Source organism: Paenibacillus contaminans, assembly GCF_003285015.1.
In the GTDB taxonomy this organism is placed as follows: Bacteria; Bacillota; Bacilli; order Paenibacillales; family NBRC-103111; genus Paenibacillus_V; species Paenibacillus_V contaminans.
Genome location: NZ_QMFB01000028.1, coordinates 93,262 through 113,027 on the forward strand (window position 1 = coordinate 93,262; position 19,766 = coordinate 113,027).

10 protein-coding genes and 2 pseudogenes are annotated in these 19,766 nt (G+C 46.5%); 4 read left to right on the forward strand and 8 right to left on the reverse strand.

Translation table 11 applies throughout. The features are described 5' to 3' along the window. Nucleotides 1–539: 539 nt before the first annotated feature. The 3 genes from DQG23_RS32625 to DQG23_RS32635 form a co-directional block, all read right to left on the reverse strand. Nucleotides 540–1,244 carry a response regulator transcription factor gene (locus DQG23_RS32625; protein ID WP_113035227.1) on the reverse strand — a complete coding sequence of 235 codons (705 nt, stop codon included), beginning with the start codon at nt 1,242–1,244 and terminating at the stop codon, nt 540–542. 7 nt (nt 1,245–1,251) lie between these two features. Continuing rightward, entirely contained in the window at nt 1,252–3,399 is a 2,148-nt protein-coding gene (locus tag DQG23_RS32630) for an ATP-binding protein (protein ID WP_113035228.1), read from the reverse strand. 336 nt (nt 3,400–3,735) lie between these two features. After that, nucleotides 3,736–9,663: an S-layer homology domain-containing protein gene (locus DQG23_RS32635; RefSeq protein ID WP_113035229.1), complete on the reverse strand. Its 5,928-nt coding sequence runs from the start codon at nt 9,661–9,663 to the stop codon at nt 3,736–3,738. 1,160 nt (nt 9,664–10,823) lie between these two features. Between DQG23_RS32635 and DQG23_RS32640 the strand changes: the two genes are divergently transcribed. Further along, a complete protein-coding gene (locus DQG23_RS32640; protein ID WP_113035230.1) occupies nt 10,824–10,979 on the forward strand; it encodes a carbon storage regulator in 156 nt (51 codons plus the stop codon). 169 nt (nt 10,980–11,148) lie between these two features. On the opposite strand, the gene DQG23_RS43870 is transcribed toward DQG23_RS32640, so the two are convergent. Next, nucleotides 11,149–11,250, reverse strand: coding sequence for a LuxR C-terminal-related transcriptional regulator (locus DQG23_RS43870; protein WP_113035231.1), 102 nt, complete (start codon nt 11,248–11,250; stop codon nt 11,149–11,151). Nucleotides 11,251–11,747: 497 nt separating this feature from the next. Here DQG23_RS43870 and DQG23_RS32650 point away from each other — a divergent pair, with 497 nt between their 5' ends. The 3 genes and pseudogenes from DQG23_RS32650 to DQG23_RS43880 all read left to right on the forward strand — a co-directional run. Next, nucleotides 11,748–11,948: a carbon storage regulator gene (locus tag DQG23_RS32650; protein ID WP_113035232.1), complete on the forward strand. Its 201-nt coding sequence runs from the start codon at nt 11,748–11,750 to the stop codon at nt 11,946–11,948. Between the two features lie 155 nt (nt 11,949–12,103). Further along, a pseudogene (locus DQG23_RS43875) lies at nt 12,104–12,521 on the forward strand (flagellin N-terminal helical domain-containing protein); the annotation flags it as partial. Nucleotides 12,522–15,283: 2,762 nt separating this feature from the next. Continuing rightward, nucleotides 15,284–15,535, forward strand: a pseudogene (locus DQG23_RS43880) (flagellin); the annotation flags it as partial. Between the two features lie 366 nt (nt 15,536–15,901). Here the strand turns inward: DQG23_RS43880 and groL are convergent. The 4 genes from groL to tatA form a co-directional block, all read right to left on the reverse strand. Next, nucleotides 15,902–17,530: a chaperonin GroEL gene (gene groL, locus DQG23_RS32665; protein WP_113035233.1), complete on the reverse strand. Its 1,629-nt coding sequence runs from the start codon at nt 17,528–17,530 to the stop codon at nt 15,902–15,904. Between the two features lie 125 nt (nt 17,531–17,655). Continuing rightward, on the reverse strand, nt 17,656–17,937 hold the full coding sequence (groES, locus tag DQG23_RS32670; protein WP_113035234.1) for a co-chaperone GroES: 282 nt from the start codon (nt 17,935–17,937) through the stop codon (nt 17,656–17,658). 351 nt (nt 17,938–18,288) lie between these two features. Then, nucleotides 18,289–19,044 (reverse strand): twin-arginine translocase subunit TatC, encoded by a 756-nt coding sequence (gene tatC, locus DQG23_RS32675; RefSeq protein ID WP_113035235.1) that lies wholly within the window; start codon nt 19,042–19,044, stop codon nt 18,289–18,291. Between the two features lie 445 nt (nt 19,045–19,489). Beyond that, the gene (gene tatA / locus DQG23_RS32685; RefSeq protein WP_113035237.1) at nt 19,490–19,750 is read right to left on the reverse strand and encodes a twin-arginine translocase TatA/TatE family subunit; all 261 of its coding nucleotides are present in this window, start codon (nt 19,748–19,750) and stop codon (nt 19,490–19,492) included. Nucleotides 19,751–19,766: the final 16 nt, after the last annotated feature.

Here is a 19,766-nt window from a genome sequence, read left to right on the forward strand (position 1 = left end):
TCTGTTTTAACCGCCGTTATGTCCCTCCTTCGTGCGATAGCGTATTGCATTCTTTCATGAGCCTTTTCCTATTGGAAGTAAAACCATTGTTTCATTATAACCTAATTCCCACCCCTACCGTCTCAACCAAACGAAGCATTAAAAGCAAGGTCTTCTACCCTATTTACATTTGGTAAATTTTATACCCATGGTTGAATTAATGATACCGGTAGGAATTTCGTATTAAAGTCCGAATAACAAAAACCTTAGAAACACTGGAATAATCCAGTCAATCTCTAAGGGTCTTTATTACTAATCTATGTTTCAGACATCTGGATCAAGGTTGTTTCTTATCTGCTTCACGAAGAAAGCCTTGACGCCAGAATCGCGAATGATTGAGCTCAAGCATCAATTTATTTATTAAAATAAGGCATCAAAAAAGCTTCTCGTTAGATTTTCACTAATGAGAAGCTTTTTGTGTGTAATGTGTGGCCAACCTCTTAGCCTGCATAGTTATTTAACATAGGAGCGGTGAATTGGGCCTCATATCGGTAGGTCTCTTATGTTCGCGCTTGCAACGCACTTCTGGCAACCAGCATATATCCGGCCCCCCGAATCGTAATGATTCTCTCAGGATTGACAGGGTCAGCCTCGATTTTTTTACGTAAATTACTGATGTGTACAGCGACCGTTCTCGTATCCTCCAGACTCTCCATTCCCCAGATGAGCTGAAACAACGTATCGACAGTGACGACACGATTAACGTTTTGTGCCATATAGGACAGCAGACTGAACTCTTTTTTCGATAAAAAGATGGGCTCACTCCCCATGTTGACGGACTGTGCGTAGAAATCCAGCGTCAACCCCGGTAACTCCAGCAGTTGTTCCCTTCTGCCCGTCGACACTCTGCGAAGGTGAGCCTTGATCTTGGCCATAAGTACTCCCGGACTGAATGGCTTGGTCACATAATCGTCGCCGCCATAGGATAATGCGCTGATTTTCACCTCGTCTTCCTCACGACTGCTCAGAAACACGATCGGCGCATTCGTGTAGCTACGTGCGTTCCGGCACCAATCAATGCCGTTTTCATTAGCCAGCAATACATCCAGTACAATCAAATCCGGCTCGAACGATGCAAGCAGCCTCATGGCTTCTGTCCCGCTATGACTGTAGGAGGATATGAAACCCTCCCTCTCGCAATACACCTGAACAATCTCGCATATATGGGGATCATCATCGACGATCATAATTTTGTGCGTGTCCATCACACCGTCACCTTCCTTCATTTACAATACAAGGAAGCGATACATAGAATATCGACCCCGTCTTGCCGTCGCTCTCCGCTCTAACCATCCCTCCATGCGCTTGTACAATTTCTCTGCAAATCGCCAGTCCGAGCCCGCTGCCCTCTATGCCCTTCTCCGCGCCCGGCCGATCACACCTGTAATTGCGATCGAAGATTTGTCCGAGCTGATCTGGAGGAATACCCGTGCCAGAATCCTGTACGCTAATTATCGCATAGCGGGTATGATTCACCTCGTCCACAGCTAGCGCAATACGCACCAGCCCACCCCTAGAGGTGAATTTCATCGCGTTCGACACTAGATTAAACAACGCCTGCTCTAATCTTTGCGCATCCATCTCGACAACAGACAAGTTAGGTCGTTGATCTTCCGCATCTCCGATATCCAGCATGAAATCCAAACCTGCGTCACGCACAACCAGCTCATATTGTTCAAAAAAACTACGCAAGAAGTGAATCACATGAACCGGCTCCATTCGGTACGAGACTTGTCCCGTCTCCAAATGCGACAAGAAGGACAACTCCTCGATCATGCGGTTAATCCTTATCGTGTTATCTCGGATATACTTCAGGTACTGTTCATTACGTTCCGGCTTAACCCTGTCCTGCACAGCTTCTACATAACCAAGCATGCTGGACAGCGGCATACGCAGATCATGTGTAATATAGGCAAGGAGCTTCTTCCTCCCTTGCTCGGAGTGAAGCAACCGGTCATAAGAAGTGCGGAGATCATCATGAGCTGAGGATAAGGCCTGTGTGCGTTCCTGCACGGTCCGTTCCAAATTCATATTCATTTCGGTCAGCTTGTTGTTAGCGTCCTGCAGCTCACGTGCAATCCTCTCTTCGTTTGATGCCGCCCTCGTAAATCTTGAAGAAAGCAGAATCATCTGTGCAATCGTAAACACCAACAGACCAAGCGGAGATGTATCTCCGATTCGTGACCATTCGTTGTAATATAAAAAATCATTGATGACCGTAACCAAAGCAACCACCGACACCAGCAGGAAGACCAGCGCTCCCTCCATACGCCGCACAGCCGCTCGGGCCAGTCCAACCATCAGATAAATCATATGGAGAACAACGACCACACCGATTATCGGTAATAATTTGGTATATATAAGCGCAGGAGCCACTACAACTACTAGACAGAGTGCGCCGGTTGCGATCCGCGTGCCAAGACGAAACCATCGTGACACATAATTGGGAAAGATGCATTCAGAGTACATCGTGATGATGTACCCACTGCTGCACAGAATCAGGTACTCGATCTTGAACTGCAAGCCCCATGGAAAAGCCGGCCACAATTGTGTGAGCAAGAGCTCGCCGACCAGCAAGGATCGGATACCGAACAACAGGGTGAACAGACCAAAATACAATGTAGCCCTGTCTTTGCGTCGCAGGACGAACAACAGCAGGTGATACACGCCAATCACCAGCAGGCTTGCGGTTATGAATATTTCAGCGGCGATTTTCAGATTTGTCCTGACCGGTAACACATCACTGCCGCCCAACTCGATATACTTGGTGATGCCGCCTCGCTTATGATGGAAGTTGGCTACTTGCATAACCAGCTCCACCCTGTCATTCTCGGGCTGGAAGAACACCAGCTTCGTTGCCAGATGCGGTGTCACGCTTCTCTTGTCCTGACCAACCACCCCAACTTCTGCCAACAGTTCGCCATTCACCCATAATTTATACGCATTTAAGATGGTAGGCAGCCGCAGAGCAAGCCGCTCATTCCTATCCTGCTCGCTAAGCTCTATGACCACCCGAAAGGTTGCAAAGCCTGTACCGTTCAGCTGCTGACCATCTAACCGATAGCCTAGCCAGGAGCTCGGGATGCTGATCCAGCGGTCATTATTTCCGTCCCTTGCTAAGCGATTCTGTATGTCCTCAGGCGAAAGCAGCTCTTGCCAGTAGAACGCCCACTCTCCATTTAACTTTAGCGGATTCTTACTGACATGAACCTGCGTTAAATCCAGTATGCCTTCTTCACTTTGGAACTTAGGGGAGTCCGGTGCAGAGATGACGGCATAGCTTGCAACCAAACCAACAATAACGGCAGCAGCTATATGAAGCAAGATCGTACGAGAACCGAATCGAAGAATACCCCTCATTATGAACCCAACAACCCCAATCTACATGAGCGCAATAAGTAAGTTGATTATCTAAATCATATCATCATTAAAGGAAATTGTACCCTAGTACCCTACAAATATCTGCGGGGCGTTGAACACAAAAATCACGATGAGGTCCTTTTTTGAACGTAAGAGACGGTTCATAGAATGAATTTCCCTACACAAGGTCCTTTGTAGATAATCTTAATTTCCGTTCGGCTATTTCTCTCTCAAACCATGCTAAACAAACAGGGGTTTCTCAATTATCGATGATAACTGAGAAACCCCTTGATTAATGAATAAAGCTATTAGCTCCGTAAAGCTTAAAGCTGTTCATCACCATGGCCAGCCTGGGAATTCACCACCACCGCCACCATCATCTTCACCCAAAATAACCTCATAGGTTACATTCTGTGCAGGTGTTGGGAATGAAGCATAGTAAGGAGGGATATCTGGGCCTCCATCTAAGGGGATGAAACCGGTAATCTTATAACTTGGACCCGGAAAACCCCCATAGCTAGTTGGAAGAGTGAACTCGGCGCCAAATCGATACATTTCCTCAGATAATATTTCTGTTTCGTTAGTATCAGGATTAGTAACGACGAACTTCACGCGATAAACGTTTCTATCATAATAAAATTTTAGTACAAGCGGATCGTTTGATCGTACAATCCCTGACGTTACATTGAGAACAGAATCTTGCTCATAAGTAAAGCCCTCAATGGTGATTGCGGTTGCGGAAACAGTAGAATTTTTCTTACCTGTATGATTCGTTGAACTATGCAGTGTGTAATCGTCATCCAAGCCTGTGCCTTTAATGTAATGCTCTACCGTGTAACTTACTGGCGTGTTATCGATAAGGAAAGTAGCTTCATAAGTTACATTTCGGGCCGGCATTGGAAGTAGTGCTTGGGAAGAAGAGATTGCTGGGCCTCCATCTACAGCCTTCCAGCCTATAATCTCATAATCCCCATACCGAGTTAGAATCGTAACCGCGGCACCATATCGGTAGCTTTGTTCTGCTATTACTACCGGTCCCTCTGTATCCGGATCCATACCAATGAACTTCGCAGTGTACGCATTTCTGTCATAATACAGCTTTAACGTCGTACTTCCATCTGCTTTCACAACTCCACTACTTAGTGTTGTATAACCAGCACCATTTCCTTGTAGAGCATAAAATCCAGGGTAGGTTTTATATGTTGCAGTTACCGTGTCCCCTACTGCTCCTAGTAATTCTTCTGTATCCACTAATGTAAATGAGTCAGCAATGCCAGTGCCTCTTTGATAATGCTCAACCTTATACTTCTTCGTCTCGACTACCTTCGTCCATTGTGCAGTGAAGGTTGTATTTTCTTTTGGCGATACGCGATACTCTAACGGGATTTCAGGTGACCAGCCTGCAAACTCATAGCCTTCACGTACTGGGTCAGGTGGTATGTCATAAGCATTTTCTGCAGGCAAATATATGATTTGTGGAGTATTATCAGTAAAAGCTCCTCCACCCAAATCAAATTTCAGTTCATACTTACGATCTAGGTATTGTTTCACTACAAGATTTTTAGAATTGCTCGGACTTACCATAATTTTATAATCCGTTGGAAGACCCCAGTCATCCGCTAGTGCATACTCGTTAGGACTGTTATAATAACCTGCCGCATGTACACGAGCATTGAACTCTGTAAATGCAGTTGCCATATAAATTTCTCTACCGACTTTCGAGAATTGCTCCTCGTAGCTATCTCTCGAATAAAATTCTACAAGTACCTTCATATCCTTCTTCACATCGAAATATGCAGTATAGGTTTTCGTTTCAGCTGGGACAAACTCATCAATTGATTCCCAGCCAAGGAAAGTAAGACCTTCAATATTCGTCACATAGCTCGGAACATTCAATCTTTCCCCATACTTCATATATTCAATATATGAGGCTGATAAAGGTGGTACTTCACCTGTTGCCTTAGAAAAGTCTACTTCGAAGTATAGCTCAACAGTGGCGCGTTTATAATAGTACTTGATTACAGTTGATCCGTCTGCCTGAATAACCTCTTTAGTCTTTTGAGGCGTAATAAATCCTGGGATGTGTTTCGGATCTACTGAAGGTGAAGCATTCGTTGTTCCTCTCATTTTTTCTGTACTAGCTAATGTGTAGCCCCTATCATTTACATTTTCATAATAAGTCTCTACTAGGTATGGTGTATCCTTAGCAGGTAGAAATACAGCATAAAAGTTAAGGTTTTTAGCATCCATTAGATCTGGAAGCAAAACCTGAGAATTTAAATCTCCCTGCCACTCATTATACCAACCAAAAAATGTATAGCCTTGCTTTGTAGGATCTGGAATCTTGGGAATAGCCGATAAATACGGACCAACAATTTGTCTCATTACTCTTGATTGAGAAAGCGGTACGTTTTTATCATATTCCTTTAAAGTCATTGAATAGTTATCATCAAGATTACTATATGTTATTTTGTAAGTACGAGTCAGACTTTTAGAGTTTAATGACGCAGTTGGTCCGTCGTAGGTAATCTTAATTTCCGCATCGTATCCAGTATGATCATCAACATCAGGTGTAATTGTGCGGTCAATCGAATTATATCTAAAGTATTCATTCGATAAACGTATACTGAAGTTATAATGATGAACTGGAGAAGAAGTTATCTCACCATCTGTTAAATCCATCTGATCCATCATAAAGTACTCTAGTGGTAATTGATAAGATGTTTTCCCAAAATCACCATGTATTACGATCTCCTCAACATCATCCTGTTCATAAGAAAAACCCAATATCGCGTTACGTGTGCCTAACTGAAGTAAAGGCTTCTCGTAGGTTGTTGAGTATGGCACGACACTGAAGGTTCCCTTGAAAGCTTGAGCAATAATTTTTAGGTCTAAATATAGCCCGATCTCTGCATAATAGGCCCCACTCGTTTTAGAAATTGCAGGCTTGCCTTCTACCTTTTCATAGTGATAATAGAAGAAGCCCCATAGCTTTATATATCCGCCTAGCTCTGCTTGAACCCCAATACTATTAAGTTCCGTGGATAGAGCACCTACCTCCACCGTAAGACGGATCCCGGCTTTTAGTCCTAATTCTCCCATTGCATAGAAAGTAAAGCTATACTTTTCAGGTACAAGCGTAGTTTGAGAATTACTAACCCTAGCTGCAATAATACGCATATTAAAACCATAACGTTGACCGTTTTCATACGTATAAATAATTCCAACCGAGATATTAACCTTTGCACGAACTACGAACTCTGCCTTGAATACAACCTCAAAAATACCATTAACGACTCGTATACTGGTTTTAAATATTTCTTTCTTAACGATTTCTACCCAATCAATGTCTTCGTTGTCCAGGAATTCTGCATATAGTTCTGGTAAGCTGTTTGAAATCTCATCAATTTCAGTATCTGTGTACTTTTCAGCCTCTTCCATAACCTTCTTAATTTGTTTAGCGACGTTAATAACATCATCACTTAGCCAATCAATCTCTTCCTCTTTTTCGAACAGACCGAGATTAGCATCGAATTTAACCCCAGTGTACGTAAATACATCAAGCTCTACGTTTACTGCATAATCAACAGGTAGTGATATAAACCAAAATTCCTCCCAGAATATCTCCCCACCTGCGTTGAGGCTAACTGAAAATTCTTGTTCAAAAGTTCCTGTTAGCTTAATTTTAATCTCATGCTCTTCGCTAACCTCAATGGATACTTCTGCTTCAATTTGTAAAGAAGCGCGAACACCCGTTTTTCCTTTGAAGTGTTGTAGCTTATTTGAAATATTCACCTTCACTTGTTCAACAGATACTTCTACCTTTGAACCAGCCACCCGCATCAAGCTAGTGCCCTCAGCTGCATTTTTACTGATATACTGAATATCGCTTGCACTAAACTGAGCGTCTACATTCAGATCCTTAAAACTGTCCGTTTGCAGGGCCAATGCTGCTAGATAACCTGAAGCCCGTTGTGCAAAGCCACTATCAATCGCTTCTTTAGTCATCTCTGCTTCCATTCGGGCCATACTATCATCACTAAGCAGCGCTTCATTATCTACTTCTTGATTTTTATAATAGTCGAGTGAGCTGCGCATTGCTTCTTCACTAACAATCTCATACGTAATCGTATACGAATTATTAGCAAGATGAACCGTTTTGATCTCTGCGTAGTTGACAAGCTGAGATGCCTCACTCAATTCACCTGTATAGAATGCAATAAAATCTCCTGTTTCGATTTTAAGATCTTCTCTAAAATTAAAGCCCTCATACTTTGGACCCGAGAAATCCATCGTTGCTTCCGATACCGTGATCGAATTATTGTTCGAATCACCATCCGTGTCAGCAGTAACACTTACCGGTAAAACATCTGGCATAAAGATAATATTAGTTACATCCGGGGAACCGTAATGATATTCATTGCCATTTTTAATAGCGAAAATTTCAACATAGGAAATATTTCCTTCATCCTCTAACGGTGCGCTTCCATTACGCTGATTTGGATGAGCTCCATCATAAATGACGACGGTATCTCCAACTTCGATCCCACCACCATCATAAATGAAGTATCCATTTTCATAATTATTTACTCTTGTTTCCGTTCTTCCTTCATTAATCTCATATGTATATAATGAGTTCGCGATAAACTTGGCATTCTGACCGCCTTGACTCATTAAAGACACATCAGATGCACTTAGAAATTTTAAATCTGGATTAAATTTAAGTTTGTTGACTTCTGCCTTAGCCGTCGTAAACGTAAATTCCCTTGTTGATGAATCATACTCTGTAGCGCCTTCTTTGAATACTAAGGCATCTTCTGTCAATACGAGTTTAAATGTACCTCCCTCAGGAAATTGCTTACTCTCGTTATTGGCAGAAATGATATATTCATCATTATTCTTTACGATGGAAATACCTGGATTTTCCACAAATTCGAGATGTGAAGGTGAAGTAAACTCAATAGCATTCTTAATAAGAGATTCTGTTAATTCTCCAGAGCGATCAACGACTTTAATTGAAAATGTGCTTGGTTGATCCAGCTTACTAACAACAGGAATACTTTGCACCTCTAGTCCTTGACCTGGTGTTATTTTGAATCTGGCATAAAGCGTCATGTTATTAGTTACGATTGCATCCAAGGATACCCTAGTCGTAAACTCACGATCAGTAAACCAACCTAGAAAGTCATGATTTTCTTTTTCTGCAGTTGGTAGTTCACCTAGTGAAGTACCTTCAACAACGATTCTATTGGCAATCGCAGTACCACCATCGGTATCAAATGTAATGGTGTAGCTTTTATTTGCTGGTGATGATGTCGGTGTTGGTGATGGTGATGGTGATGTTGGTGTTGGTGATGTTGGTGGTGATGTTGTTGATGGTGTCGGTGATGATGTTGGTGATGATGACGGTGATGATGACGGTGATGATGAAAGGCTCTCCTTAATCACCTCATTACTGCGCATTACAAACGAAGCTGCTTCAGCACGAGTTGCATTAGAGGCTGGATTGAAATTTCCGTTATGATCTCCATTAATTAATCCAGCTCTCCATAGCGCCAATATGGCATCCTTCGCCCAGCTTGAAACCTTATCAATATCGTTTGGCTCTGTAGTAACGGTATTTTCCGTTTGATAGTTAATATTAAATTTCTCAAAATGTCTAACCATCATTGTAGCCATTTGCTCTCTTGTCACCGTATCGTTCGGAGCAAACTTACGATTACCTACCCCAGTTACAATACCGTTTTCATTTGCCCATTCTACATATGGTGCATAATAAGCATCTGAGGACACATCCGTAAAAGAAGGCACTAGGTTGTAATTTGAAGGATCCACTCCTGCTGCGCGTCCAAGGACGGTAACGAACATCGCACGCGTCATCGTGCCTTGTGGTGAGAAGGTGTTCTCACCCGTACCATTAAACAGGCCATTTTGATGCACATAATTTGCTGCTTCAAAAAACCAATCGCCTGGCCTCACATCATTGAAAGGACTTGCTTCATTCCCATTCTTCACATTAGTTACATCGACAACTGAAATATTTTTTACAATATCAGTCCAGCCACTTGATAACGCATTGGATGCAGGTAGAACCAACGATTCAGTTGTAGATTTACTAGAATTATTGGGATTACTAAAACTACTTGACCTGCTAAAACCACTCGAATCACTAAAACTACTCGTATACGCCGATGTCAAACCTGGTGCTGCCAAGGATACCGTTAGTAATACAGCAAGCATTAAACTTATAATCCGTTTGTACAATACATTCCCTCCCTAAAAAATGAACGACTTAAAACAGCATTTTAAGACCTACATCATTTTTAAGCTTGAATCTAGTACTCTAGTACTATAGTAAGACCCCTAATTAAGGTCGATTCAACAAAGTGATACACGAACAATGTTTCAAATAAAACGGCAGCATTTCATGAAATAAGAAAGGCTATTTAGAAATATGATTTAATCAATCTTATAACTCGGATTAACCGCTATTTTGTACCTATATATAGATGGATTAAACCGTCCCAATCTATATATAGGTACATTACGGCTGCTATAGGTATTCATAAAGGAACTTGTGGAGCAGACCGCACTACAAACTTTATCATAGCCGATTAGCCATTTATCGAACTTAAAGAAAACTTTAAGCTAGTTCCAGAAGACGGTAAATGTCGTCAAATAATGCTCCAACGCCATGATCCCATTTTCCCACCGAGTAAGAACTAACCCAAACCATAACCGGGCAAAGTTAACCTTATTGGGGGACTCAACGTTGCTCAGATGCCTTTCTTTGACCGTTCGAGAAGATGATGGGTCCGATTGGCTGGTTTTTTGCATTCCAAAGGGTATGTTAGAAAGGAATATTCCGTTTCATACCCCCTAATCCCCGAGACAAACCCTTTTCTCGTAGAAATCCAAGCGATTTTTTCTAAAATAGCAGTTAAGGTACATTCCATACATCCAATTGATTTAGCTTTGGTCGGGGAAGAAATCTCAGGCGTACTCTATGTTGATTCGCTCACTAAAGATGATATACGAAAGGGCGGAATTAGAACTTAAAGTTTTCTTTGAGTTTCATCAATGTGCTAATCTACCATGATAGAATAGGGCTTATTAAGGGTTATGGGGATGGCTAATTTAAGTCGGATGGAGCGATCACAAGAGCAGAATTCATGGCTCCGGTGAACCGGTCGTTCGGGTTAAATGACAAGTCAGAAGTGACAGTTAAAGAACATATTGTTACGTTTAGCAGTTGAAAAAGGAAATGGACAACTTGGCCCTAAAAATATACAACCAATAGTTACAAATAAGAACGTTACTGTTGCAGGAAGCAATTCAGAAACTTCAATTGAACGAATTATGATAATTCTAGTAAAAGATGTTCAAATCACATAAAGATCCTTCTCGGTAAAGGAGTGAGTCTGATGCTGGTCGTCGGAAGAAAACCCGGACAATACATAGTGATCAACGAAAGAATTATCATAAAGGTAATTAAAAGTGAAGAGGGGCACTTACGCTTGGCTATTGAAGCGCCAAAAGATATCTCTATCGTTCGCGGAGAATTGCTTAATCAAGAATAAGCACAAGTATCTCGGTTTTTAATGCAAGCTTTCATTTCGGCAGCTTTGAACTAGTCCAATAGCTGCAGTTCCCTTGCTCTGGAGATTGCTTGTACCCCTTGTATTTGCTTGCAGCTTTCCATAGATGTAGAAGTCATGAATTATAATAATTTCTTCCTCGGTTTCCAACCTAAAAGGAAATCCCCTTATTCGACAAACCCTCCGCCATGAGACGAAGGATATCCATTTCGCGATTCGTAAGCGATTCGACCAAAGAAGGCGATATTTTCACTTCAGCAGTCTTAGCTTCTCCGTCATCAAATAGACCATTCGCTAGAACATCTGGAGTCCTTCCTTTCTTTTCTCTGGTGTGTAGTAGGAGTACTTAACACTTCGAGCTTTGGGGAGGCGCTCCTTTTTCACGCGTTAAAAACTCAAGCCCAGTAAGAGCTTTCGAATTATGAAATTCTCTCAACTTTCAAAAAAATTTTTCGCAAAAAGACTAAACATTTCAAATAAATTGTCGATATATAAGTTAACTTCATATCCGATTACTCATGGACGAGTAAATATGCATGTAGTTTCAAGGAGGAACATTTGAAACTGATGCCTATTTATTCGTCTTTTTACTGTTTAAATGCGTTTTTTGACAAATGAATCATTTATTAAATAATTACGAGACTTAGGATGAGCAAATAAGTCGCCGTCATTCTTCAGGAGGAAGAAGGGCAGCGACCTGTTTGCTCATTTTTTATGTCAATTTAATAAGCGGGATAAGGGGATGAGCCAATGCTCGTGTTAGGGAGAAAACCCGGAGAATATGTGCTGATCGACGACAACATTATGGTAAAGGTCATTAAGAGCGATGAAGGGCATTTACGCTTGGCGATTGAAGCACCGAAGCATATTTCTATTGTTCGTGGAGAGTTATGGGAAGAAAACAATATAGCCTTAGGAACGACAAAAAAGATCGAGGCCTCTGCCACTTAAGGACGAGTGGTGAAATCAAGGAAGATAACAGTTTGACTTACAAATCCTTGTTTGGATTAGCGCGCCATCCATCAATGACTTGTAAGTACAGGGTATACGCTTCAAAGGATGCAAACGGATAGGCATCCTAAAACACCACATGGAGGTAATGAGAAATGAGAATTAACCACAACATTGCAGCACAGAACACGTATCGGCAATTATCGATGAACTCCACCAGTACTTCCAAAAATCTGGAGAAGCTGTCTTCCGGACTACGCATAAATCGTGCGGGCGACGATGCGGCAGGCTTGGCCATTTCCGAAAAAATGCGTGCGCAAATCCGCGGGCTGGATCAGGCGGGACGGAACGCCCAGGACGGGATTTCGCTGATTCAAACGGCGGAGGGCGCGTTGAACGAGGCGCAATCCATTTTGCAGCGTATGCGCGAACTGGCCAACCAGGCGGCGAATGACACGAACACCGTCCAAGACCGCGACGCCATGCAGAAGGAAATCAATCAATTAACTTCGGAAATCAACCGGATCGGCAATACGACGGAGTTCAATACCCGGAAATTGCTGAACGGCCAAATCAATGTCAAGTCGGCCGTTACGGCGAATGTTCGCGGCGGGCAAGTGAACGGCACGATCGACATTCTGAGCGCGGCCACTAACGCAACAACCAAAGGCGCGGCGCTCTCCAGCACGTCCCAGCAAATTTCCGCGGTCGGCGGCCCGACTGTAACAGGCACGGCGGCGTTTACGAACCCGTCTGCAGCCAACTCCGGCCCGAATGTCGGAGAAACGAAAGCGATCGTGACAGGCGGTACGCTCACCGCGCAGAACATCGGCGCCTTCGCCACTACCGTTACAGGCACAGCCGTATTCACACCAAGCGGCGCAGGTCCTAACCTTGCGACGACGAGCGCAACGGCTACGGGCTCCACGGTTCTGACCGGCAACGCGGCGTTCAAAGTATCGACGTCAGCGCATCAGGAAACCGTCGGAACGAAAACCTACACAACCGCCGGCGCAGGCTTGGGCGAATTTGTCGGCCCGAACGTAACGGCCAGCGACAACGAATTTCAGTTCTCGATTAACGGCTCGGCCTTTACGGCTACATTAGCAGTTAATAACTATGACGGTACGGCAGGCAACGGCATCGTCAAATTCGCGTCGGATTTGCAAACCGCTATGCGCGCGGCAGCCGGCGGGGACACGAATATCGGCGTCAGCTTCAATGCGACAACCTCGCAGATCGAAGTTTCTTATGCGGGCACAGCCACGCCTTTCAGCATAGACGGCGGCGGCATGGTCACTTCGCATTTGCTGGCTAGCCCGACGGACTCTTTCGCCACGCAAACCGTAGCGCAGAACAACCAGCTTGCCTTGACGGTCAACGGCACGACCCAAACGATTTCCTTGACAGGCGGCACTTACGATCTGACAGGAGCACCGGGACAGACGGCTTTCCTGGCCGATCTGCAAACGCAATTGAATACCGCGTTCGGCACGAATAACGTTGTCGCTTCCTTCGATGCAGGCCGCTTGAAGCTGACCGACGCCGCGACCGGCTCCGGCAGCACGATTACCGGCATTTCCGGCAATGGCGCCGCAGGCCTGGGTCTGAACACTGCCACGCTTGTCCAAGGCACGGAGAATAACGCGCTTACGTTATCGTACCAGGGCACAACGAAAACCGTTACGATGGGCGTCAAAAACTACAATAACAGCGGTGCGGGAACAACCGCCAACGACTTCCTCGCCGATCTGCAAACCCAATTGGATACGGCGTTCGGCGCAGGCAAAGTAACGGCTTCCTTCGACGCCAGCGACAAGCTGCAATTCGAGGCGGAGAACTTCGGCGAAACGCTGACGCTGGACGGCGGCGGCATGCTGAACAACGTCATCAAGGCGAACCCTGCCGATTCGTTGACAACCAGCACACCGGCGGCCAACAACACTCTGTCGCTTAGCGTGAACGGCACGAACAAAACGGTTACGCTGTCGGGCAACTACACGGACCTGACGAATGCGACTCAGCAAAACAATTTCGTAACCGATATGAACACTCAGTTGGACGCGGCGTACGGCGCAGGCAACATTGTCGCTTCCTTCAGCGGCAATAAGCTCGTCTTGACCGACAACACGACAGGCACAGCCAGCACAATCGACAATATCGGCGGTACGGCTGCCGCGGCGCTCGGCTTAACCGGCTTGTCCGCGCAAGGCGCCGAGACGAACAAGCTGACGCTCTCGTATAACGGCACACAGAAGACGGTAACGCTGGATACCGCCGACTACAGCGCAGGCGGCAACGACAGCGCCAACGACTTTATCCAGAACATTCAGTCCAAGCTCGATACCGCGTTTGGCGCAGGCAATATTAACGTCAGCTTCGACGCTGGCAACAAGGTTGTCTTCACAGCCAAGAACGCGTCCGATACGCTTACGGTCGATGGAGGGGGAGCAGCGTCGCTGCTGAAAGCAGCCCCTGCCGACTCGTTCTCGACGGGCATTTCGGGCAGCGGCAACAGTGCCCTGAATCTGACCGTCAATGGCGTAAGCAAAAGCATCACGCTAGCCGACGCTACCTACGACTTCACCAATAACACCAGCAAGAACAACCTGCTTACCGATCTGAACGGCAAGCTGGATGCGGCGTTCGGCACCGGAAACGTTGTAGCCTCCTTCGATGCGGACAATAAGTTGGTGCTTACCAACAACCTGGCAGGCGCGGACAGCACGATCACGAACGTGACGGGAAGCGCGGTCAGTGCCCTGGGTCTGAGCTCCGCAGCGTACACGCAAGGGAAGAATGCCAACCATACGGGAACGATCACGGTTGACGGCAACGCCGTAGCGATCTCGCTGACGGCCGGCACGTACACGGCGGGTGGACTTGCTGCCGACCTGCAATCGCAAATCCGCGCGGCGGGCGGCTCGCTTGCCAACGCCACCGTCGATATTAAAGATGGCGCCTTCGAAATTAAAACCGGCACGAGCGGCGCGACCGGGTCGGTCGTCATGTCGGCCGGCGATCTGGCGAAAGCATTGAAGCTGGACGCGGCAAGCGGAGCCACGAGCACGGCGGGTGCCAACGCCGTCGACAACGGCCTGCGCTTCCAGGTAGGCGCGAACGCGGAGCAGACGATTGCCGTAGGCATCAGCGATATGCGCAGCCAAACGCTGAAAATCAGCAGCGCGGCAACCGGCTCCGTAACAGCCAACGACGGCAAAGTCGCGTCCTACACGGCCATTGCCTCGGCAACCGACGGAACGAGCAACACCGATACGGAGTATGCGCTCGATCTGTCGACCAGCGATAAAGCGTCCGCCGCATTGAGCGTGCTCGACGACGCGATCAACTCCGTATCTTCCCAGCGCGCCAACCTGGGCGCTTACCAGAACCGTCTGGAGCATACGATCAACAACCTCGGCACGGCCAGCGAAAACCTGACTGCCGCCGAAGCCCGTATCCGCGACGTGGATATGGCGAAGGAAATGATGGAGTTCACTAAGAACAACATTCTTACTCAAGCAGCACAAGCTATGTTGGCTCAAGCCAACCAACAGCCGCAAGGTGTATTGCAATTGCTTCGTTAATTTTCCAAAATTCCGACGGAGTTTTCCCAAAGGCCCATTTATTATTTTCAGTCTCCATTTATCACTAATTTCGTACGCAAAAACAACCTCCATCTCCACTTTATCATAGGTGGAATTGGAGGTTGTTTTGCATGAATTCTGGGATCCTCTCTCTCATGCGAACACTTTTGGAGACAATGTGGCAGACTTGTGGTATGGGTTTCGCTAGATAAGCAGCCAAGTCCATTGAGCAATTTAACGGTCATCGAAATTTGAACTGTCCGCTTTACCTCAGCAAGGAATGTGACACATTCGTGATAGAAACACAAAAACGGGACCCCGAAAGGTCCCGTTTTCCTTGGTATATCAGGGGTTATGATGCAGTGATTACATCATGCCGCCCATTCCGCCCATTCCGCCCATGTCAGGCATAGCCGGTTTGTCTTTTTCCGGTTTGTCGGCGATAACCGCTTCGGTAGTGAGGAACATAGCCGCTACGGAAGCTGCGTTTTGCAGCGCGGAACGGGTTACCTTCGCAGGGTCTACGATACCTGCTTCGATCATGTTGACCCAGTCGCCGGAAGCTGCGTTGTAGCCTACGCCTACAGCTTCTTTTTTCAGACGCTCAACGATAACGGAGCCTTCTTGGCCTGCGTTAGCCGCGATTGTGCGAACCGGCTCTTCCAGAGCGCGAAGCACGATGTTAACGCCTGTTTTTTCGTCGCCTTCCGCATTAACGCCGGCAACTGCGCCGAATACGTTAACGAGGGCTGTACCGCCGCCTGCAACGATACCTTCTTCAACTGCAGCGCGAGTCGCGTTCAAAGCGTCTTCGATGCGCAGTTTGCGCTCTTTCAGCTCGGTTTCGGTAGCTGCGCCTACTTTGATAACGGCTACGCCGCCGGCAAGCTTAGCAAGACGCTCTTGCAGTTTTTCTTTATCGAAATCGGAAGTCGTTTCTTCCAATTGAGCACGAATTTGCGAGATACGAGCGCCGATGTCTTTCTTGTCGCCGGCACCGTCAACGATGATCGTGTTTTCTTTGGTGATGCGAACTTGACGCGCGCTTCCCAATTGCTCGATGCGAGTGGATTTCAGCTCGAGGCCGAGCTCTTCCGTGATCACTTGGCCGCCTGTCAGGGCAGCGATATCCTGCAGCATCGCTTTGCGGCGGTCGCCGAAGCCAGGAGCTTTAACCGCTACGCAAGTGAATGTGCCGCGGAGCTTGTTCACGATCAGGGTAGCTTGCGCTTCGCCTTCAACGTCTTCAGCAAGGATCAGCAATTGCTTGCCGGATTGAACCACTTTCTCGAGAACCGGAAGAATCTCTTGGATGTTGCTGATTTTCTTGTCGGTAATGAGGATGTGCGGGTTGTCGAGAACAGCTTCCATTTTGTCCGTATCGGTAATCATGTACGGGGAAATGTAGCCGCGGTCGAATTGCATACCTTCTACGACTTCAAGCTCCGTGTAGAAGCCTTTGGACTCTTCAACGGTAATAACGCCGTCGTTTCCGACTTTCTCCATCGCTTCCGCGATCAGTTGGCCGACTTCGTCGTCAGCGGAGGAAATAGCCGCAACTTGCGCAATGGATTGCTTGCCTTCGATCGGCTTCGAAATGTTTTTCAACTCTTCTACTGCCGCTCTAACCGCTTTGTCGATCCCTTTGCGGATAACCATCGGGTTAGCGCCTGCCGTAACGTTTTTCAGGCCTTCGCGGATCATCGCTTGAGCCAGAACGGTTGCAGTCGTCGTTCCGTCGCCGGCAACGTCGTTTGTTTTGGTAGCTACTTCTTTAACAAGCTGAGCGCCCATGTTCTCGAATGCGTCTTCCAGCTCGATTTCTTTCGCGATGGTCACGCCGTCATTCGTGATGAGCGGGCTGCCGAATTTTTTCTCCAGAACGACATTGCGGCCTTTCGGTCCGAGTGTCACTTTCACTGCGTTTGCCAGTGCGTCAACACCGCGAAGCATTGCGCGGCGAGCGTCTTCGCTAAACTTGATATCCTTTGCCATGAGACAAAAACCTCCCGAATAAGTTAATTTATGGACAAGCCTCGGTTATAATGCGTATACGTATATGCGTATAGGGCGGATGCTGCTTTCTTATCCCAATACTGCCAGGATATCGCTCTCGNTTCTTATCCCAATACTGCCAGGATATCGCTCTCGCGCATGATGAGCAGCTCTCTGCCTTCGAATTTTACTTCGGTACCGGCATATTTAGAGAACAGAACGCGGTCGCCTACTTGTACTTCGAGCGGAATGCGCTCGCCATCCTTCAGCGTACCGTTGCCTACAGCTACGATTTTGCCTTCTTGCGGCTTCTCTTTCGCTGTATCCGGCAATACGATACCGCTTGCGGTGGTCTCCTCTTTCGCTACTGCTTCAAGTACTACGCGATCGCCTAACGGTCTGATCATGGGTAAATAGCCTCCTTTAAATATGTTTGGGTTAGTAGAAAGTTATGTTAGATGGTTTAGCACTCACAGACGGTCAGTGCTAACAACAATTCTTATGATAAACATTTTGGGTTTATTTTGCAAGTGCTTTGGGGGCAATTTCTGAAAAATTTACACCCTATTCATTTTAGCCATCGCAAGCGAATCTATACGACTTTTTCCGATAAAATCGCCGTAAAACCGACAATCCTCGCAGCCCGTTCACAAGGATAAACGCCTGCCGGCGTCTTTGCCCCCTTGTGTTTACCTTTGAGATAGAAGCGTTTCATGTGTGAAACTGCTTAAACAAAAGAACACACCCGAAGGTGTGCTCTATTTGGCGCCGTATTCCGCTTCCCATGCCAAGTCTCTCTCGCGCTGCTTGCGGTACACCATAGCTGAAAGCAGCACGCTGACCTCGTAAAGCACGATTAGCGGGATTGCTACCAGGATGTCCGAGATGAAATCGGGCGGCGTGACGACCGTCGCGATGACGACGAGCACCACATATGCGTAGCGGCGAAGCTTGCGCAGCCGTACCGGATTCAAGATCCGCAGTCTGGTCAAAAACATGACGACGATCGGAAGCTCGAACAACAGCGAAACCGGCAGCAAAATATTGAACATAAAAGTAAAATATTGCGTGATGCCGTACGTCTCCGTCAGCTGCAGGTTTTTGTTCACGCCTGAAGTGAAGTAAAACGCCATAGGAAAAACTACAAAATAAGCAAAAGAAAGTCCGATTAAAAAAAGCAGCACGGTGAACGGAATATACTTAAGCGTCGCGCTTTGCTCTTCCTGCCGTAAACCCGGCTTCACGAATGCCCATAAATGGAAAAGCGCGAACGGAATCGTCACGACGAGCGCGATCAAAAACGCGAATTGCATAAAAATTCTAATCCCGTCCCAAAGCGAAAAGGCATGCCAGGACATATCTGACGCAGGCTTGATGCTCTTGAGATATTCAAGCAGATAATCGGCGGCAAAAAAGCCCCCGATCATCGCAAGCACGAGAACGACGAGCACCCAAAGCAAGCGCTTGCGGAGCTCGGTCAAATGCTCGACCAGGGACATTTGATCGTCTTGCATGTATTCACCAACCTATCAACGAGGATAAACAGCTTCGCCCTAACGTAATTCGCAGGAAACGGCATCGGATCGCATTACTCGACGTTATCCGCCAAAAACCGCAGCGGAATGATAAACGACCGATACGTTCGAAACTCCTGCTTCAGCCGATTTGTCGATAAAGGGCCGAGTAAGAGTGCCGCAAGGGCTTTCTTCGCTGAAATCGCCTCGAAAAAGCATAATTCGCACCAAGTAAGAGGGAGGCTCTGGTTCAGCCAAACCAGCCGAAAAGGCGCGGAATAAGAGTCCATGAAGACTCTTATTCCGCTGTAACCGCCTATAATCCGCACCGTACAAAAGGCGCTACAGCCTCTTATTCAGCCGAATATTTTGCCTATCCTCTTGCGCCGACGAAGCGGCTTATACCGGCCTCGCCGGCGCAATCCGTCATAGGCGGGGCGGATGCTTAGTCCGGCAGACGTTTGCTTTCGAGCGGTCTTGCTTCCGTTTTGACTTCGTGCACTTTCACTTCTTCGGAGCGGATTTCTTTGCGCTGCTGGTCGTCATCCCCGTTCTCGGCGTTGCCTACGAGCTCTTTCGCGCCGTTCTTGAATTCCTTAAGCGTTCTGCCGAATGCACGTCCGAGTTCAGGCAGCTTGCTGGGTCCGAACAGAAGAAGCGCCACCAAAACAATCAGAATAATTCCAGTAGGTCCGATACTAGGCATGATCGTTCACTCCCTA